14 protein-coding genes and 1 pseudogene are annotated in these 16,436 nt (G+C 75.5%); 8 read left to right on the plus strand and 7 right to left on the minus strand.

Going from position 1 to position 16,436, the window contains the following annotated elements; all coding sequences use genetic code 11:
- Window positions 1-24 precede the first annotated feature (24 nt).
- Complete coding sequence (locus O7625_RS07545; protein WP_282345194.1) at window positions 25-870, plus strand: ABC transporter ATP-binding protein; 846 nt, start codon at window positions 25-27, stop codon at window positions 868-870.
- A gap of 139 nt (window positions 871-1,009) precedes the next feature.
- Here O7625_RS07545 and O7625_RS07550 read toward each other — a convergent pair whose 3' ends face one another.
- The 6 genes from O7625_RS07550 to O7625_RS07575 all read right to left on the minus strand — a co-directional run bounded on the left by O7625_RS07550 (window position 1,010) and on the right by O7625_RS07575 (window position 6,528).
- Window positions 1,010-1,807, minus strand: a complete 798-nt coding sequence (locus O7625_RS07550; RefSeq protein WP_282346838.1) for an ABC transporter ATP-binding protein — start codon at window positions 1,805-1,807, stop codon at window positions 1,010-1,012.
- On the minus strand, window positions 1,804-2,868 hold the full coding sequence (locus tag O7625_RS07555) for an iron chelate uptake ABC transporter family permease subunit (RefSeq protein ID WP_282345195.1): 1,065 nt from the start codon (window positions 2,866-2,868) through the stop codon (window positions 1,804-1,806). The genes O7625_RS07550 and O7625_RS07555 overlap by 4 nt, the downstream gene beginning before the upstream one ends.
- Window positions 2,865-3,914: an iron chelate uptake ABC transporter family permease subunit gene (locus O7625_RS07560; protein ID WP_282345196.1), complete on the minus strand. Its 1,050-nt coding sequence runs from the start codon at window positions 3,912-3,914 to the stop codon at window positions 2,865-2,867. The genes O7625_RS07555 and O7625_RS07560 overlap by 4 nt, the downstream gene beginning before the upstream one ends.
- Window positions 3,911-4,849 carry an iron-siderophore ABC transporter substrate-binding protein gene (locus tag O7625_RS07565; protein ID WP_282345197.1) on the minus strand — a complete coding sequence of 313 codons (939 nt, stop codon included), beginning with the start codon at window positions 4,847-4,849 and terminating at the stop codon, window positions 3,911-3,913. The genes O7625_RS07560 and O7625_RS07565 overlap by 4 nt, the downstream gene beginning before the upstream one ends.
- Before the next feature lie 64 nt (window positions 4,850-4,913).
- Window positions 4,914-5,765, minus strand: a complete 852-nt coding sequence (locus tag O7625_RS07570) for a siderophore-interacting protein (protein WP_282345198.1) — start codon at window positions 5,763-5,765, stop codon at window positions 4,914-4,916.
- A gap of 139 nt (window positions 5,766-5,904) precedes the next feature.
- Window positions 5,905-6,528, minus strand: coding sequence for an NAD(P)H-binding protein (locus O7625_RS07575; RefSeq protein WP_282345199.1), 624 nt, complete (start codon window positions 6,526-6,528; stop codon window positions 5,905-5,907).
- A gap of 103 nt (window positions 6,529-6,631) precedes the next feature.
- Here O7625_RS07575 and O7625_RS07580 point away from each other — a divergent pair, with 103 nt between their 5' ends.
- Window positions 6,632-7,039 carry a helix-turn-helix domain-containing protein gene (locus O7625_RS07580; RefSeq protein ID WP_067300890.1) on the plus strand — a complete coding sequence of 136 codons (408 nt, stop codon included), beginning with the start codon at window positions 6,632-6,634 and terminating at the stop codon, window positions 7,037-7,039.
- A gap of 48 nt (window positions 7,040-7,087) precedes the next feature.
- A complete protein-coding gene (locus O7625_RS07585; protein WP_282346839.1) occupies window positions 7,088-8,053 on the plus strand; it encodes an L-threonylcarbamoyladenylate synthase in 966 nt (321 codons plus the stop codon).
- A gap of 186 nt (window positions 8,054-8,239) precedes the next feature.
- Here the strand turns inward: O7625_RS07585 and O7625_RS07590 are convergent, their stop codons facing one another.
- A complete protein-coding gene (locus O7625_RS07590; RefSeq protein WP_282345200.1) occupies window positions 8,240-12,655 on the minus strand; it encodes an HAD-IC family P-type ATPase in 4,416 nt (1,471 codons plus the stop codon).
- Between the two features lie 141 nt (window positions 12,656-12,796).
- On the opposite strand from O7625_RS07590, the pseudogene O7625_RS07595 reads away from it, so the two are divergent.
- The 5 genes and pseudogenes from O7625_RS07595 to O7625_RS07615 all read left to right on the plus strand — a co-directional run bounded on the left by O7625_RS07595 (window position 12,797) and on the right by O7625_RS07615 (window position 16,434).
- Window positions 12,797-13,116, plus strand: a pseudogene (locus O7625_RS07595) (hypothetical protein).
- A gap of 88 nt (window positions 13,117-13,204) precedes the next feature.
- Complete coding sequence (locus tag O7625_RS07600) at window positions 13,205-14,575, plus strand: MFS transporter (protein ID WP_282345201.1); 1,371 nt, start codon at window positions 13,205-13,207, stop codon at window positions 14,573-14,575.
- A 51-nt stretch (window positions 14,576-14,626) separates the two neighbouring features.
- On the plus strand, window positions 14,627-15,262 hold the full coding sequence (locus tag O7625_RS07605; RefSeq protein WP_282345202.1) for a GAP family protein: 636 nt from the start codon (window positions 14,627-14,629) through the stop codon (window positions 15,260-15,262).
- 154 nt (window positions 15,263-15,416) lie between these two features.
- Window positions 15,417-16,202: an NAD(P)H-binding protein gene (locus O7625_RS07610; RefSeq protein WP_282345203.1), complete on the plus strand. Its 786-nt coding sequence runs from the start codon at window positions 15,417-15,419 to the stop codon at window positions 16,200-16,202.
- Between the two features lie 37 nt (window positions 16,203-16,239).
- Window positions 16,240-16,434 carry a hypothetical protein gene (locus tag O7625_RS07615; RefSeq protein ID WP_067300874.1) on the plus strand — a complete coding sequence of 65 codons (195 nt, stop codon included), beginning with the start codon at window positions 16,240-16,242 and terminating at the stop codon, window positions 16,432-16,434.
- Window positions 16,435-16,436: the final 2 nt, after the last annotated feature.

The raw sequence follows: 16,436 nt of genomic DNA on the forward strand, positions 1-16,436 counted from the left end.
CAACGACACCCCGTAGGAGCCCCGATGAGTTCCGTGACGACCCGGTCGCACCAGCCCGGTGCCGCCCTCGACACCCCCGTGCTCGACGTGCAGGAGTTGAGCAAGTCCTACCGGTCCCGCAAGGGCGACGTGCCCGCCGTACGCAGCATCGAGTTCGCGGTGCACGCCGGCCAGTTCGTGTCGGTGGTGGGGCCCTCCGGCTGCGGCAAGACCACCCTGATGATGTGCATCGCCGGGCTCCTGCCCATCTCCGGCGGCGCGGTGATGTTCCGTGGGGAGCGGATGTCCGGCCCCCGCGACGGTGTGGCGGTCGTCTTCCAGGACTACAGCCGCTCGTTGTTCCCCTGGTTGACCGTGGAGAAGAACGTCGCCCTCCCGCTGCGGGACCGGGGGCTGCCCCGTGCCGAGATCGGTCAACGGGTGCGGGAGTCGTTGGAGATGGTCGGTCTGGCCCACGCGGCGGCGTTGCACCCGTGGCAGCTCTCCGGCGGGATGCAACAGCGGGTGGCCATCGCCCGGGGGCTCGCCGTACGACCGGAAATGCTGATCATGGACGAGCCGTTCGCCTCGGTGGACGCCCAGACCCGGGCGAGCCTGGAGGACCTGCTGCTCAAGGTCTGGGCCGAGACCGGTACGACGGTGCTGTTCGTGACCCACGACATCGACGAGGCGGTGTACCTGTCGGACCGGGTGGTCGTGCTGTCGCAGGGGCCCTCCGTCGTGGTGGCGGACCTGCCGGTCACCCTCGACCGGCCCCGCGACCAGATCGCGACCAAGCAGACGGCCCTCTTCGGTGAACTCCGCGAGCACGTCTACTCCCTGGTCATGGCCTCCCAGCGGCGGACCTCCCTGTCGGGGGAGCCGAGCTGACCGGATGACGCCGGGCCGGCCCAGGGCGGCTCAGCCGGGGGACAGCCCCGGGCCGGCTCAGCCGGGGCAGCTCCCGACCTGCTCGGCCGGTGGGCCGACCCCGGGGACGGCTCAGCCGGTGGCCAGCCCCGGGGCCGGCTCAGCCGGTGGCCGGTTCCCGGGTGTCGGCCGGTACGACCAGCGGGGATCCGGTGACCGGATCGGGCACCACCTGGTTGGGCATCCCGAAGACCTCGGCGACCAGCCCGGCGGTGACCGTCGAGGCGGGATCCCCCGCGGCCACGATCCGGCCGTCGCGCATCGCCACCAGGTGGGTGGCGTACCGGGCCGCGTGGTTGAGGTCGTGCAGCACGGCCACGACGGTGCGCCCCCGGGCGACCAGGCGGTGCAGCACGTTGAGCACGTCGATCTGGTGGGCGACGTCCAGGTAGGTGGTCGGCTCGTCGAGCAGGACGAGCGGCGTCTCCTGGGCCAGCACCATGGCGATCCAGGCCCGTTGGCGCTGCCCGCCGGAGAGCTCGTCGACCCGGCGGTCGGCCAGGTCGGTGGTGCCGGTCGAGGCGAGCGCCGCCTCGACGGCCTCCTCGTCGGCGTGGGAGAAGCGGCGCAGCACCCGCTGGTGGGCGTAGCGGCCCCGGCCGACCAGCTCCCGCACGGTGATCCCCTCGGGCGCGGTCATGGCCTGCGGCAGGAGCGCGAGCCGGCGGGCGCGTTCCTTGGCCGGCAGGCCGCCGAGATCCGCCCCGTCGAGCAGCACCCGACCCGCGGCGGGGCGGAGCAGCCCGGCGAGGGCCCGCAGCAGCGTCGACTTGCCGCAGGCGTTCGGCCCGATGAGCACGGTGAACGAGCCGTCCGGCACCGTGATCGACAGGTGCTCGCTGACGATCCGCTGGTCGTAGCGCAGGGTGACGTCGTCCGCCCGGAGCCGCCCGTTCAGCTGGTCGACCATGCGGTCCTCCTGATCTCGTGGACGAGCAGCCAGAGCAGGTACCCCCCGCCGAGGGTGACCGTGACCACCCCCACCGGCACGGTCAGCGGGATCACGTGCTGGGCCACCAGGTCGGAGCCGAGCAGCAGGGCCGCCCCCACCACGGCGGTGGCGGCGAGCGGCAGGCCCGGCGCCCGGACCAACCGGCGGGCGATCTGCGGGGCGGCCAGGGCGACGAAGGCGATCGGGCCGGCGACCGTGGTGACCGCGCTGACCAGGGCGACCGCGATCAGGACGAGGGCGGCGCGGTGCCGGTCGACCGCGACCCCGCTGGCCGCGGCGACGTCGTCGCCCAGTTCCAGTTGGGCCAGGGCCGCCGCCCACAGCGGGGTGACCGCCAGCAGCACCAGGACGACTCCGGCGGCGGGCCACACCACCTCGGCGGTGGCGGTGTTGAGGGTGCCGGCCCCCCATGCGGCGGCGAAGAGGGCGGTCTCCAGGTCGGCGCGGAGCAGCAGCCAGGTGTTGGTGGCGGCGAGCATCGAGGAGACCCCGACGCCCACCACGATGAACCGGAACCCGGAGAGCCCGTCGCGGTAGGCGAGCAGGTAGATCGCCAGCGCGGCCAGCAGGCCACCGACGAGCGAGCCGAGCATCAGCAGGTGCCAGCCGCCGCCGAGCAGGAGCAGGGCGATCAGCATGCCGGAGAACGAGCCGTTCGCCAGGCCGATGACGTCCGGGCTGGCGAGCGGGTTGCGGGTGATGGTCTGGAAGATCGCCCCGGCGACGCCGAGGGCCGCGCCGAAGGTCACGGCGGCGGCGACGCGGGGCAGCCGCCACTCCAGTACGACGGTGCGGGTCAGCCCGTCGATCCGGCCGCCGAGCACGCCGAGCACCTCGTCGAGGCGGAGCGGGAAGTCGCCCCGCCAGAGGCCGACCACCGCCAGCGCCGCGACGACGAGCGCGGCGGCAGCGCAGACGACCGCCTCGCGTACGCCGACGGTCACGTTCCGGCGGTCGGTGCCGAACAGCAGCCGATGCCCGGCGGTACGGCGGACCGGGCGGTTCACAGCGCGGTCGCCCGTCGGCGGCGGGCCAGCGCGATCAGCACCGGGGCACCCACGAACGCGGTGACGACACCGACCGGCATCTCGCTGGGCAGGACGGCGACCCGGCCGAGCACGTCGGCCAGCAGCACCAGCATCCCGCCGGCCAGCAGCGAGCCGGCGAGGATGCGGCGCTGGTCGGTGCCGACGCCCCAGCGCACCAGGTGCGGCACCACGAGCCCGACGAACGAGAGGGGGCCGGCGATGGCGCTGGCCCCACCGGCGAGCAGGGTCACCGCGGCCAGCACGAGCAGCCGGGTCCGGACGAGGCTGACGCCCTGCGCCGCTGCCAGGTCCGGGCCGAGCGCGAGCGCGTTCAGGCTGCGGGCCGCGACCAGCGCGGTGACCAGCCCGGCGGCGATCAGCGGCAGCACCGGCAGCACCACGGCGGTGTCGCGTTCGAGCAGGCTGCCGGCGTTCCAGCCGCGCATCCGGTCGAAGGTGTCCGGGTGGGTGAGGGTGATGCCGGTGGTGAGTCCGGCGAGCACGGCACCGGTCGCCACCCCGGTCACCAGCAGCCGGGTGGGGGTGGCCCGCAGGTCGGCGGCACCGCCGACGGCGTACACGGCGGTGGCGACCAGGAGCGCGCCGAGCAGGGCGAGCCACATGTAGCCGACCGGCGAGGTGATCCCGAAGAAGGCGATCCCCGCCGCGACGAAGGCGGCGGCTCCGGCGTTGACGCCGAGGATGCCCGGGTCGGCGAGTGCGTTGCGGGTGAACGCCTGCATCAGCGCTCCCGCGACGCCGAGGCCGGCACCGACCAGCAGCCCGGCGAGGGTGCGGGGCAGGCGTTGCCCCCAGACCACGTACTGCGCGGTGTCGGTGCCGGCGCCCCGCAGCGCCGCCCAGACGTCCGCCGGGGGCACCGGGTTCGCACCGACGAAGACCGACAACACCAGCGACCCCACGAGTACGACGACCGCGCCGGCCAGCCAGCGTCGGGTGGTACGGCGACGCGCGGCACGGCCGGTGGTCGGCCGTGCCGCGCGGGCGGGTGTGGTGGTGGTCAACGCGACGCGGTGAGGATGCGTTCGAGATCGTCGAGGACGGCCTGCCCGCCGACCGTGCCGACCCCGGTGATCCAGAAGGACTGGTCGACCAGGTGCAGGCGGGGGAAGGCGGCGGCGTTGGCGGTGACCGAGGCGGGGATGGTGCTGCGGTCGTTGACGTCGACGGTGGTGACGAAGACGTGGTCGGCCTTGGCCTCCAGCACCCGTTCGGGGGAGACGTCGACCGAGATGGAGTTCTCCCAGTCGCGTTCGGGAGTCTTGAAGCCGACGCACTCCAGTGCGCTGCCCGCGAACGAGGTGGGGCCGTAGAGGGTGAGGACGCCGTCGCGGGGGCGGATGAGCTGCGCCGTCTTCCCGGCGGTGCCGAACTTCTCGGCGATCTGCGCGCACCGCTGCCGGAAGCTGGTGAGGAGCTTGTCGGCGGAGTCGGCCCCACCGAGGGTGGTGGCGGTGAACGTCACGTTGTCCTGCCACGGGTCGGCCTGGGAGGCCATGAACACGGTGGGGGCGACGTCGGTGAGCTGGTCGTAGAGGGTGGAGTGCCGGGACTCGGTGCCGATGATCAGGTCGGGCTTGAGGGCGGCGATCTTCTGCACGTTGGGTTCCTGGACGGTGCCGACGGTGGTGATGCCGGCGGCCTTGTCACCGAGGTACTTGGGCACGCCGGCGGCCTCGTTGAGCACGGCCGCGCCGACCGGGGTGATCTCCAGGGCGACGGCGGTGTCGAGCTGGACCGGTTCGAGGACGACGACCCGGGTCGGCTTGTTCGGCACGGCGGTCTTGCCCCGGGCGTGCTCGACGGTTCTGGTGTCGCCGACGCTGCCCGCCGGGTCGGAGTCGTCGGAGCCGCAGGCGGCCACGGCGAGCACCGCCGCCGAGGCGACGGTCAGGGCGAGGAGGCGTCGGCGGAGTGTTCGGGGAGCTGGCGTGGGCATGGTACGAGGTTCCTGTCTGGCTACTTACCGTAACTATCCACTGGTGTTTTTAGGTTAGCATTACCTAATCATCGATCTCGTCGCGGGTCGGCCGGTCATGCCAATACCCCTGTGTGTGGACCCGCGCCGGATCGATCCGCGCCTCGGTGACGAGCCTCCGTACCTGCGCGATCCTGCTACTCTCCGTAGCTATCCAGGCGTAGAAGTGTGCCCCGGACGCCGCCGAGGCCGGGCCGTGCTCGGCCAACCAGTCGCCCACCATGGCGGTCAGCACCGTCCCGCCCGGGGCACCCGCCCGCAACCGGACCTCGACCGGGTGGCCGGCGGTCACGTCGTCGAGCGTGGCGGCGTCCGCCGCGTCACCCGCCTCCAGCAGGACCGTCGCCCGCACCTGCGGCCCGAGGCCGGACAGGATGCCACGCACCGCCGGATACGCCGTCTCGTCCGCCGCGATCAGCACCCGCGTCGCCGGCCCCGGCTCCCACTGCACGCCGTACCCGGGCTGACCGGCGCGGACGTGCGGGCCGGACAGCAGCAGCCGGTCCCCCGGCCGGGCCGCCGACGCCCAGCCACTCGCCGGGCCGTGCGGCTGGTGCAGATAGAAGTCCAGGTCCAGCTCCCCCGCCGCCGGCCGGGTCCGGTACGCGGTGTAACTGCGCAGCCTGGGGCGCTCACCGGCGGGAACGGACCGCCACACCCGCCGCCACTCCCGCTCGGGCAGGCCCGCCCGCAACCCGGCCGGGTGGTCGCCACCGACCGGCAGCAGGATCTTGATCCGTTGGTCGAGGTGGTACGGGGCGATTTCCCGCAGCCCCTCGTCGCCGAGCGTGACCCGGACGAACCCGGGCGACAGCCGGCTGGCCACCGTCACCACCGCCCCGAACAGGATGTTGGGCGAGTTGCCGAATGCAGACATGCCGGCAGAGGCTAGCGGGTCCGTCCTGGTCAGAGCCCTGCCCCGGCGGGCGGGGTGATCCAGCCGCCACTGCTATGGCACGAGCCCGGGGCGGCGGTGGACGACGCCCTGCCACAGGACCAGGCTCGCGCCGGGACCGTCACCCCTCCCTGACGGTCACCGCCGCGCGGTGGTGACCGGGCTGCGCGACCACGTCGAGCAGCGCGACCGCGAAGTCCGGGTAGCTGATCCGGCTGCCCGGGTCACCCTGCTCGGCGAGCCGGTAGCGGCCGGAGCGGGCGCCGTCACGGTCGAAGTCACCGGCGGGCGCGAGGTAGGTCCAGTCCAGACCGGCGGTCCGCAGCTCGGCCAGACCGGCGGCGTGGCCCAGGTAGAAGGGGCGGTACTCGTTCGGGTAACCGGGCTCGTCCATCAGGGCCGCACCGGACGCCCCGGGCATGACCGCGGCGAGGCCGACCACCACCAGACGGCGTACGCCCGCCTGGGCGAGCCCGTCGACCAGGGCGCGGGACGACGCGGTGAAGAAGTCGTGCGGTGGCACGGACAGGTCCACCGCGGCACTGATGGCGGCGTCCTGCCCGTGGGCTGCCCGCCCGACGTCGAGCGGGTCCGTCACGTCACCGGCCACCACCCGTACGTCCTCCAGGTCGGGGTGCCGTGCGGGGTCGCGTACCACGGCGGTGACCTGGTGGCCGCGTCGCCGCGCCTCGGCGACGGCCTGCCGCCCGGCCCGGCCGCCCGCACCGAAGACCACGATCTGCATGGGTGACCACCCTTCGTCGGGGCCGGCCCGGTGGGGTCCGGCCGAGGAGCCGAACGCTATCGAGGGACGTGGTTACCACCCGGATACCGACTATCGTGAGGCGATGAGGCCTCCCCTGCCCGCCGACATGTTCGACGAGGTGTGCCCGTCCTCGCTCAACCCGATCCGGTTCGGCGACAAGTGGGCGGCGCTCGTCATCCGCTGCCTCGAACACGGCCCCCGCCGCTTCTCCGAGCTGCGCGTGCCGCTGCACCGGGTCACCCCCAAGGTGCTCACCCGGTCGCTACGGTCCCTGGAGCGGGACGGCCTGATCCGGCGCACCGCCCAGCCGCCGCGGGTCGAGTACGAGCTGACCCCGGTGGGCCGCAGCCTGCTCGAACCGATCGCGGTGGCGTGTGCCTGGACCGACCGGCACTGGGACGCGCTGCTCGACGCCCGCGAGTCGTACGACGCCGCCGCCCGCCGCGCCACCGGGCGGATCGCGTCCCCGTCGGCCGGATCGCGGGCCTGAGAGGCGGCAGGCTAGCGTCGGGGTGTGACCATCGGATCTCCCCGCGTCCTGCCCGCCGAGCGTGGCGTCGCCGAGGCCGCCGCCGTGCTGCGGGCCGGCGGGCTGGTCGCCTTCCCCACCGAGACGGTCTACGGGCTCGGCGCGAACGCGCTGGATGCCCGGGCCGCGGCGCGGATCTTCGCGGCGAAGGCCCGGCCGACCTTCGATCCGCTGATCACCCACCTGGCCGACGCCGCCGACCTGCCGGCCCTCGTCGGCGTGCTGCCCCCGGCGGTCGCCGCCCTGGCCGAACGGTTCTGGCCCGGCCCGCTCACCCTGCTTGTGGACCGACCGGCCGCGATCCCCCCGATCGTCACCTCCGGCCTCGACACGATGGCCGTCCGGGTGCCCGACGAGTCGTCCGCCCGTGCGCTGATCAGGGCCGCCGGGGTGCCGGTCGCCGCGCCGAGCGCCAACCGCTTCGGTCAGCTCAGCCCCACCCGGGCCGAGCACGTCGTCCGGGGCCTCGGCGCGGCGGTCGACCTGGTGCTCGACGGCGGCCCCACCCGGTGCGGGATCGAGTCGACCATCGTGGACGCGCGCGGCCCGCACCCGGTGGTGCTGCGTCTCGGGGCGCTCGCCGTGGAGGAACTCGTCGCGGCGATCGGCCCGGTGACGGTGCGGCCGGGCAGCTCCGGGCAGCCGGTGGCCCCCGGTACGTTGGCCGCGCACTACGCGCCGCGTACCCCGCTGCGGTTGCTCGGGGACGCGGGGCCGCCGCCGGCCGACGGCGTCCGGCGGGGGCTGCTGGCCTTCCGGGACCGGCCGGCGGACGGCTACGCGGCGGTGGAGGTGCTCTCGCCCGCCGGTGACGTGACCGAGGCCGCCGCCCGGCTCTTCGACGCGCTGCACCGGCTGGACGCGGTCGGGGTGACCGAGATCCTCGCCGAGCCGGCCCCCGACGAGGGGGTCGGACGGGCGATCAACGACCGGCTGGGCCGCGCCGCCGCCACCTGGTCCCCGACCGCACCCTGATCCCCGCCGCGCGACAACCCCGCCACCCCACAACCCCGCCGCGCAACAACAAGGAAGTAGTGGTCATTCGGCCGCAGGACGCCACTACACCATGGTTCGAGCACGATCTTGCGGGCGGCGGGCGGCGGGCGGCGGGCGGCAGGCGGCAGGCGGCGGGCGGCGGGCGGCAGGCGGCGGGGGTCGCGGTCAGCGGGTGGGCGGAGCCGGCAGGTGTTCCACCAGCCGGGTCAGCGCGCCGTTGGCGAAGGTCGCGCCGAGCGCCGACCCGGCGGCGATGCCCCAGCCCACCGGGCCGAGCGGGGTGCAGCCGAAGAACTGGCTCACCCCGGGCGTCTGCACCACGGCGGCGAGCACCCCGACCGAGGCGGCGGTCGACGCGAGCACCGTCGGGCTGGTGCCCCCGGCCAGGACGGTCTGCCCCAGCTGGGTACCGACCAGCGACACCAGGGCCACCGTGCCGGCCCGGCGTTCCCGGCCGGTCCACCGGGCCACCGTCCAGCCGGCCGTCGCGCCGAGGGTGGTGGCGGCGGCCCGCAACCCGATCTCCCTGGTCATGGTGTCGCCGAGGGAGGCGTCCGGCCCCTCCCGGAGCAACCCGTCGGCGTGGTCGGAGCCGGGTGGCCGGACCGCGATGGCCAGTGCCGGCGCCAGGTCGGTGAGCAGGTTGACCAGGAGCAACTGCCGGCCGTTGAGCGCCGACCGGCCGGTGACGGCGGCACTGAGCACACTGAACGCGATCTCGCCGAGGTTGCCACCGACCAGGATGCTCAGCGCGTGGCGGACCGACGACCACATCGCCCGCCCCTCGACCAGGGTGGCGATGATGGTCTCCAGCCGGTCGTCGGTGACCACCAGGTCGGCGGCGGCGCGGGCGGCCGGGGTGCCCCGCTGGCCGAGGGCGATACCCACGTCGGCCAGCCGGATCGCCGGGGCGTCGTTGGCGCCGTCACCGGTCATCGCCACGGTACGGCCGCAGCGCTGCAACGCCTGGATGATCCGCACCTTGTGCGCCGGGGTGCAGCGGGCCACCACGTCGGTGCGGGCCAGCCGCTCACCCAGCGCCGCGTCGTCCAACTCGTCCAGCTCGGTGGCGGTGACCACCCGTTGACCGTCGGCCTGCGGGCTGATCGTGGCCGCGATCGCCGCGGCGGTGGCCGGATGGTCCCCGGTGATCATGATGGTGTGCACGCCGGCCTGCCGGATCCGGCGCACCGCCGGGGCGGCGCTCTCCCGCACCCCGTCGGCGAGCGCGAGGAAACCGACGAAGACCAGACCCCGCACCTGGTCGTCGGTGACCGCCCCGGCACCGGCCCGGCACTCCGCCACGGCCAGGATCCGGTGGCCCGCCCCGGCCCGGTCGGCGAGCAGGGTGTGCAGCCGGTCCCGGCGTACGGCGTCCAGCGGCTCGTCCCGGCCGCCCGGCAGCCGCCACGAACCACACCGGGGCAGCACCGTCTCCGGAGCGCCCTTCACGCTGAGCAGCAGGCCCTCGGCCGTCCGGCCGACCGTCGCGTGGTACCCCCGGGACGGCTCGAACGGCAGCCCGCCGACCGCCTCCCAGCCGGCCGCACCGTGCTGCTCGGTCACCCCGGCCTGCCGTGCGCCGTACCGGACCGCCCGGTCGGTGTGCTGCGGCAACTCCTGCGGATCGGCCGCGTACGGGGTGGCGCGCAGCCCGGCCGCGAGGACCCGACGCAACCCGTCGTCGAGCCGGTCGACGGGGGCGAACCGGTCGTCGTCGCCGACCCCGGCGAGCAGCAGCCTGCCCTCGGTGAGGGTGCCGGTCTTGTCGAAGCACAGCACGTCCACCCGGCCCAACGCCTCGATCGTGCGCGGGTTGCGGACCAGCGCGCCGTGCTCGGCCAGCCGGCGCGCGGCGGCCAACTGCGCCGCGCTGACCAGGAACGGCAGCCCCTCCGGCACCGACGCCACGGCCAGGTTCGCGGCGGTCGCCGCCGTCTGCCCCAGCGGTACGCCCCGCAGCAGCCCCGCCCCGGCCACCGCGATCGCCGAGCCGGCGGCCAACGGGATCGCCGACCGGGTCAGCCGGCCGAGCCGGGCCTCCACACCGCTCTCCGGCGGGGCCTGCCGGGCCAGCGCGAGACTCCGGCCGGACTCGGTCCCGCTACCGGTCGCCACCACCACCGCGGTGCCCCGGCCGGTGGCGATGGTGGTGCCCTCGTAGAGCATCGAGGTGCGGTCGGCCAGGGCGGCGGCGACCACCGGCCCGGTTCCCTTGCCGACCGGCAGCGACTCGCCGGTCAGCGACGACTCGTCGGCCTCCAGACCGTCGGCGGTGAGCACCCGGCAGTCGGCCGGCACTGCGTCCCCCGGGCCGAGGAGCACCACGTCGCCACAGACCAGGTCCTCGGCGGGGACCACCCGTTCGGCCCCGTCCCGCAGCACCCGGGCGGTGACCGCCGACCGGGACAGCAGCTCGGCCAGCGCCCGGTCGGTGTTGCGCTGGTGCACCGCGCCGACCAGCGCCGATCCGCCGACCACGCCGCCGACCAGGGCCGCGTCGACCAGCGAGCCGAACGCCGCCGACAGGACGGCCCCGGCGGCCAGCACCGGCGTGAGCGGGTTGGCCAGCTCGTCGACGAACGCCCGGAACAGGCCGACCGGCCCGGCCGACGGGTCCGGGTCGGCGCGGTGCCGGCGCTGCGCCTCGGCGTCGGTCAGGCCGTCCGGGCCGGCGTCGAGCTGGCGTAGCACGGTTGCCACCGGCATCAGGTGCCAGGCGGTGGTGGCGGGCGGCGGCGCACCGGTCGGGTCGGGCAGCCGACGGGCCCGCCAGACGCCGTTGGCGAACGCCAGCGCCGCCGCGCCGTTGACGGCGGCGAGGCTGCGGCCGGGCAGTTGCGGTGCCGCGGCGGTGAACGCGCCCAACGCGCCGAGCCCGGTGCCGGCCATGGCCAGGCGGATGTTCTGCCCGGTCATCCGGCGGGCCACCCCGGCCGCCTCGATCAGCAGCGCGGGAATCCGCAGGTCGGTGCCGACGAGCAGGTGGGCGCCCCACGGCGGCAGCTCCTCTGGGGCGGCCACCCCGAGCCCGCAGTCGGACCCGGCCAGCGCCATCCGGTCGCCGGAGACCAGCATCACCACCGCGCCGTCGCGTTGCAGGGCGCGGACGGACTCGGCGAGCCGGTCCCCGCCGGGCAGCACCGCGTCGGCGAAGCCGTACCGTTGCGGGTCGGCACCGGCCACCACCAGGCGCAGGCCGGCGTGCCGGGCGGCGGTGGGCAGCGCGTCGACGCCGGGTGCCGGTTCGGGGGCGACCCGGACGACGGCGACGAGGCCGCCACCGTGGGCCAGACCGAGCAGTGGGCCGCCCGCCGCGCGCAGCCGCGCGCTCTCCGGGGTGTCCCCCGGGTCGGCGGCGTCGAGATCGGCGAGGGGACCGAGCCGCCAGCCCTCCGCCTCGTGGACATCGTCCGGGTGGTCGGGGTCGAAGAGGGTGAACGCCCGCCCGGCCACCTCCCCGGTGTCCGCGCCGGCCAGCGGGGCCAGGTCGGCGAGGACGCCACGGGCCGAGCCGAGCACGGCCGCGTCCAGCACCACCGTGTCGATCCGGTCGAGTTCCCGCAGCACGCTGCGGTCCATCGCGATCACGCCACGCCGGGCGAGCATCCGGCCGAGCTGGGCGGCGTACCCCTCGCGGCCACTGCCGGGGGCCTTGGGCAGGGCGGCGAGCCCGAGCGCGGCGGCCCGCTTCGGCCCGGCGACGGGCCACGCGGCGGCTGCGGCGGCGGCCCCGGTGGCGAGCATCGTCGAGACGTACCGCTCGACCGGGCCGTCGGGGCGGGGGCAGGGCCGGTGGACCCCGGGTGAGCGGGCGACGGCCCGGTCCGGGTCACCGGTCAGCCCCGGCTCGGCCCGGGTCCAGGTGGCGAGCTGGGCGCGGGCCTCACCCCACTGGACGACCCGCTGCGCGCCGTCCAGGACGATGCCGGCCCAGCCGCCGGTCAGGCCCTGCACGACCGCCTCGGCGAGCGGGAACAGCACCTCGGCGCGCGGGTCGGCGCGCAGCCCCCGGCCGGCGAGGTCGTGCAGCTTCGGGTGCAGGTCGACGGCGGTGAGCAGGCCGGCCACCTCCCCGGGCACCGGGGTGAACGGCAGGATCCGGGTGGCGGCGGAGATGGTCAGGCCCAGCGCGTCGGAGGCGAGCGCGCCGAGCGTCCGGGGGGTACGCGGCCCGTCCTCCGGCGGATGCGGCGGTGGGATCTCCGGGTCCGGCTCGTGCGGGCAGACCCGTTCGACCCGGGCCACCGTGTCGATCAGGTCGCGCAGTCTCGGCTTCGGCTCCACGACGGCCACCACCACCCGGCCGGACGGGGCGTTCACCCGCGCCCAGGCCACCCCGGGGAGCCGTTGCAGCGCCACCTCGACCTGCCGGGCCAGCCGGTCGCCGCCGTCCTGGCAGACGCCGTGCACCTCGATGTGGTGCCGGCCGTCGCGGGACCACACCCGGCGGCGGGTCAGCCCGGCCACCCGGGCCAGCCGGCCAGCGGCCGACCCGACGCCCCTGGACACCCCGCCGACCAGCGGCGGCACCGGCACCGACGGGAGGATCCGGCCGGCGACCCGGCCCAGCGTGGTCATCGAGCGGTACGGCCGACTCGCCGGTCCCGCCCACTGCCGCCGTACGCCATCTCGCCTCCCGCGTTCGTCAGGCGGCCTGGCTTCCCGGCCGGGCGTCCGTTATGCCCCCCGGGTGGGTGAAGTTTCCGCCGGTGGCGGGGCATGGACGGCGGTGCCGGTGGAATCCGGCTGACGATCCGACGAGTCGGCGGGAGGCCGCGATGAGCACGATCACGAAGAACCTCAGTGGCAGCCGGGAGACGGTCCACGCGTACACCCGACGGGTGGAGGTGCCGATGCTGGGCGAGGTGGCGGTGCCACCACCGGACAAGATCGCCTACTACGCCGGGTTGGGGGTGCTCGCCGCCCTCCAGGTCATCGAGTGGCCGCTCGCCCTGGTGATCACCGCCGGTCACCTGCTCGCCGACCAGCACCTGTCCGGGTTGGTCAAGGGGATCGGGGAGGCGCTGGAATCGGCGTGACGAAACCGACCGGCCCTTGACCTCAACCAGGGTGCAGGTCGCAGGCTGGGTCCATGCCTGTCGTACCGTCCCGGGCCGGGGTCGTCCGGTGACCGCCACCCTCACCCCGACGGCCCGCCTCTACGACCCGCGACTGCGGGCGATGACGGTGGGCAGCGTCGCCCTGGTGTCGCTGCTCGCCTTCGAGGCGCTGGCGGTGGGCACCGCGATGCCCACGGTGGCCCGCGCGCTGGACGGGCTGGGGCTGTACGCGCTCGCCTTCGGCGGTTCGTTCGCCGCCGGGGTGCTCGCCATGGTGCTCTCCGGCATCTGGTGCGACGCCCGGGGGCCACGTGCCCCGATGTGGGGCGGGGTGGGGCTGTTCGTCGTCGGGCTGCTCGTCGCCGGGAGCGCCGACGCGATGGGCACGCTGGTGGTCGGCCGGGCGGTGCAGGGGTTCGGTTCCGGCCTGCTCTCCGTCGCGCTGTACGTGGTGGTCGGGCAGGCGTACCCGGAGGAGCTGCGACGTCGGGTCTTCGCCGCGTTCGCGGCGGCGTGGGTCGTACCGTCGCTGGTCGGGCCGGCGGTGGCCGGGCTGATCGTCGAGCACCTGGGCTGGCGGTGGGTCTTCCTCGCCGTGCCGGTGGTGGCGTTGCCGGCGGTGCTGCTGGTCGAGTCGGGCCTGCGCACGCTCGACCGGCCGAAGCCGGCCGGGCCACCGGCGGGCGCGGCCGCCCGGATCGGCTGGGCGGCCGGGGCGGGGGTGAGCGCCGCACTGCTGCACCACGGGGGGCAGCAGCGCGGTGCGTCCGCCGTGATCCTGGTGGCGGTGAGCCTGGTCGGCCTGGGGGTGTGCGCGCCCCGGCTGCTGCCGGCGGGGTTCCTGCGGGCGGCCCGGGGCCTGCCCACGGTGGTGGGCCTGCGCGGGTTGGCGGCGGCGGCGTTCGCGGGCGCGGAGGTGGTCATCCCGCTGATGCTGTCCCGGCAGCGGGGTTTCTCGCCGACCGCCGCCGGCCTGGTGCTCACCGTCGGGGCGCTGTCCTGGGCGGCGGGCTCCTGGACCCAGGGGCGGCTGCCGGCGCCACGCTCCTCGGCGACCCTGCCCCGAGCCGGCCTGGCCTGCGTGGCGGTGGGCACGGCCACGGTCGCGCTGGCCGTCTGGCCGACCGTGCCGGTGGCGGTCGGGGTGGCCGGCTGGGCGGTCGCCGGCCTCGGGATGGGCCTGGCCTACCCGTCGCTGTCGGTGCTGACCCTGGCCCTGTCGGCCCCCGGGGAGCAGGGGCGCAACAGCTCGTCGCTGCAACTGGCCGACTCGTTGTTCACCGCCACCGTGCTGGCGTTGACCGGGGCGGTGCTCGCCGCCGGGACGGCGCCCGGCCCGGCCGGGTACGCGGGGACGCTCGCCGTGGCGGTGGCCTGTGCGCTGCTCGGCGCGCTGCTCGCCGGCCGGGTGGTGCCGACCCGGGGGCGGCCCGCCTGATCCGGGCGAATCCCGCCTGACCGACCGGGTCGACCGGGAGGATGGTGGGCGATGAACTTCCTGACGATCCTGCCGATGGCCGTGGTGATGGTGGCCGGTACGCAGCTGGTGGCGGCGGTCTTCCTCGCCTCCGGCGACCGGCCCCGTCGGGCGTCGGGCGGCTTCCTGTCCGGTGCGGCGATCGTGGTGTTCGCCGGGACGACCCTCGCCTGGCTGGTGTTCCGGGTGGTCAAGGGGGCGGCCGGCGGGGGCGGCCACGGCAGGGTCGAGCGGGTCATCGACTGGGTGGTGCTGGGACTGCTGGTCGTGCTGGCGGTGGTGGTGTTCGTCCGGCGGCACTCCGCCGGCGAGCCGAAGTGGATGGGCCGTCTCCAGCACGCCGGCTTCGGGTACGCGTTCCGACTGGGCCTGCTGCTGTTCCTGGTGATGCCCTCGGACGACCTCACCATGGTGACGGTGGGGGCGACCGCCGCCCGGCACGACCTGTCGTGGTGGCACCTGCTGCCGTTCATGCTGCTGACCCTGCTGTTGCTGGCCCTGCCGCTGCTGGCGTTGCTGCTGCTCGGTGACCGGGCGGACCGGGTGCTGCCCCGGATGCGCGACTGGGCGGACCGGCACTCGTGGATCATCAGCGAGGCGGTGGTCGCCTTCTTCCTCGTGCTGACCGTGGTCGACCTGCTGAGCTGAGACCGGGGCGTCGCCGGGAGGCCCGGTCGGTGTCACGAGGCCCGCTCGGTGTCACGTTCCGGTCGGTCGGCTCGTCGGATGGTCGTCCGGTGGTTGGCCGGTCGGCCGGCTCGGCGGGCGCGCCGGCTCGGCGGGTGCGGTGGAGGGAGACGGGATGCGGGTGCTGGTCACGGGTGCCGGTGGGACGTTGGGGCGGGCGGTGCTGCCCCGGCTGCGTACCGACGGGTTCACGGTGCGGGCGATGAGCCGGCGGCCCCGGCACGATCCGGCGGCGGACTGGGTGGTCGCCGACCTGGGCACCGGAGCGGGGTTGGCCGGGGCGGTCGCCGGGATGGACGCGGTGCTGCACCTGGCGTCCCATGCCGGTGGCGGTGCCCGGACGCACCGGGTCGACGTGCTGGGCACCCGCCGGCTGGCACTGGCCGCCGCGGGCGCCGGGGTGGGCCACCTGCTGTACGTCTCGATCGTCGGCGTGGACCGGGTGCCGGTCCCGTACTACCGGCACAAGCTGGCGGCAGAGCAGGTGCTGGCGGCCGGACCGGTGCCGTGGACGGTGCTGCGGGCCACCCAGTTCCCGGCGTTCCTGGACCGGCTGCTGCGCGCCGCCAGTCGGCTGGGCCCGGTGCCGGGTGACCCGGCGGTGCTGGCCCAGCCGGTCGACCCGCACGAGGTGGCCGTCCGCCTCGCGGAGCGGCTCGGCACCGGACCGCTGACCGGGATCGAGGAGTACGGCGGCCCGCAGGTGCTCCGCTTCGACGAGGCGGTACGGGCCTGGCGGGCGGCCCGGCGGTCCCGCCGTCCACTGCTGCCGGTGCGCCTGCCGGGGCGGCTGGGCCGGGAACTGCGGGCGGGCGGCCTGACCACGAGTGTCACGCCGACCGGACGGCGGACCTGGGCGGATTACCTGGCCGACACGTACGGGGGACCGGACCGAAGATGAGCCGGGCGCGGATTCGGCCTCTGCCTACCGTGACGCCATGCTGCTCTTCGTCGCCACCGTGCTGCTCTACGTCTTCGGCCTGGTCTTCCTCTACGGGGTGATCCGTCTCGCCGTGCGGCACGGCATGGAGGATCTGGAGGCCCGCCGGCCGCAGTCGCTGCGGGTGGCCCGGTCCGCGTCAGCCGACGACCGGGCCTTCCTGCGGGAGAACTCCTTCCTCGGCGGTAACTGACC

Source organism: Micromonospora sp. WMMD714, from assembly GCF_029581315.1.
GTDB classification, from domain to species: Bacteria; Actinomycetota; Actinomycetes; order Mycobacteriales; family Micromonosporaceae; genus Micromonospora; species Micromonospora rifamycinica.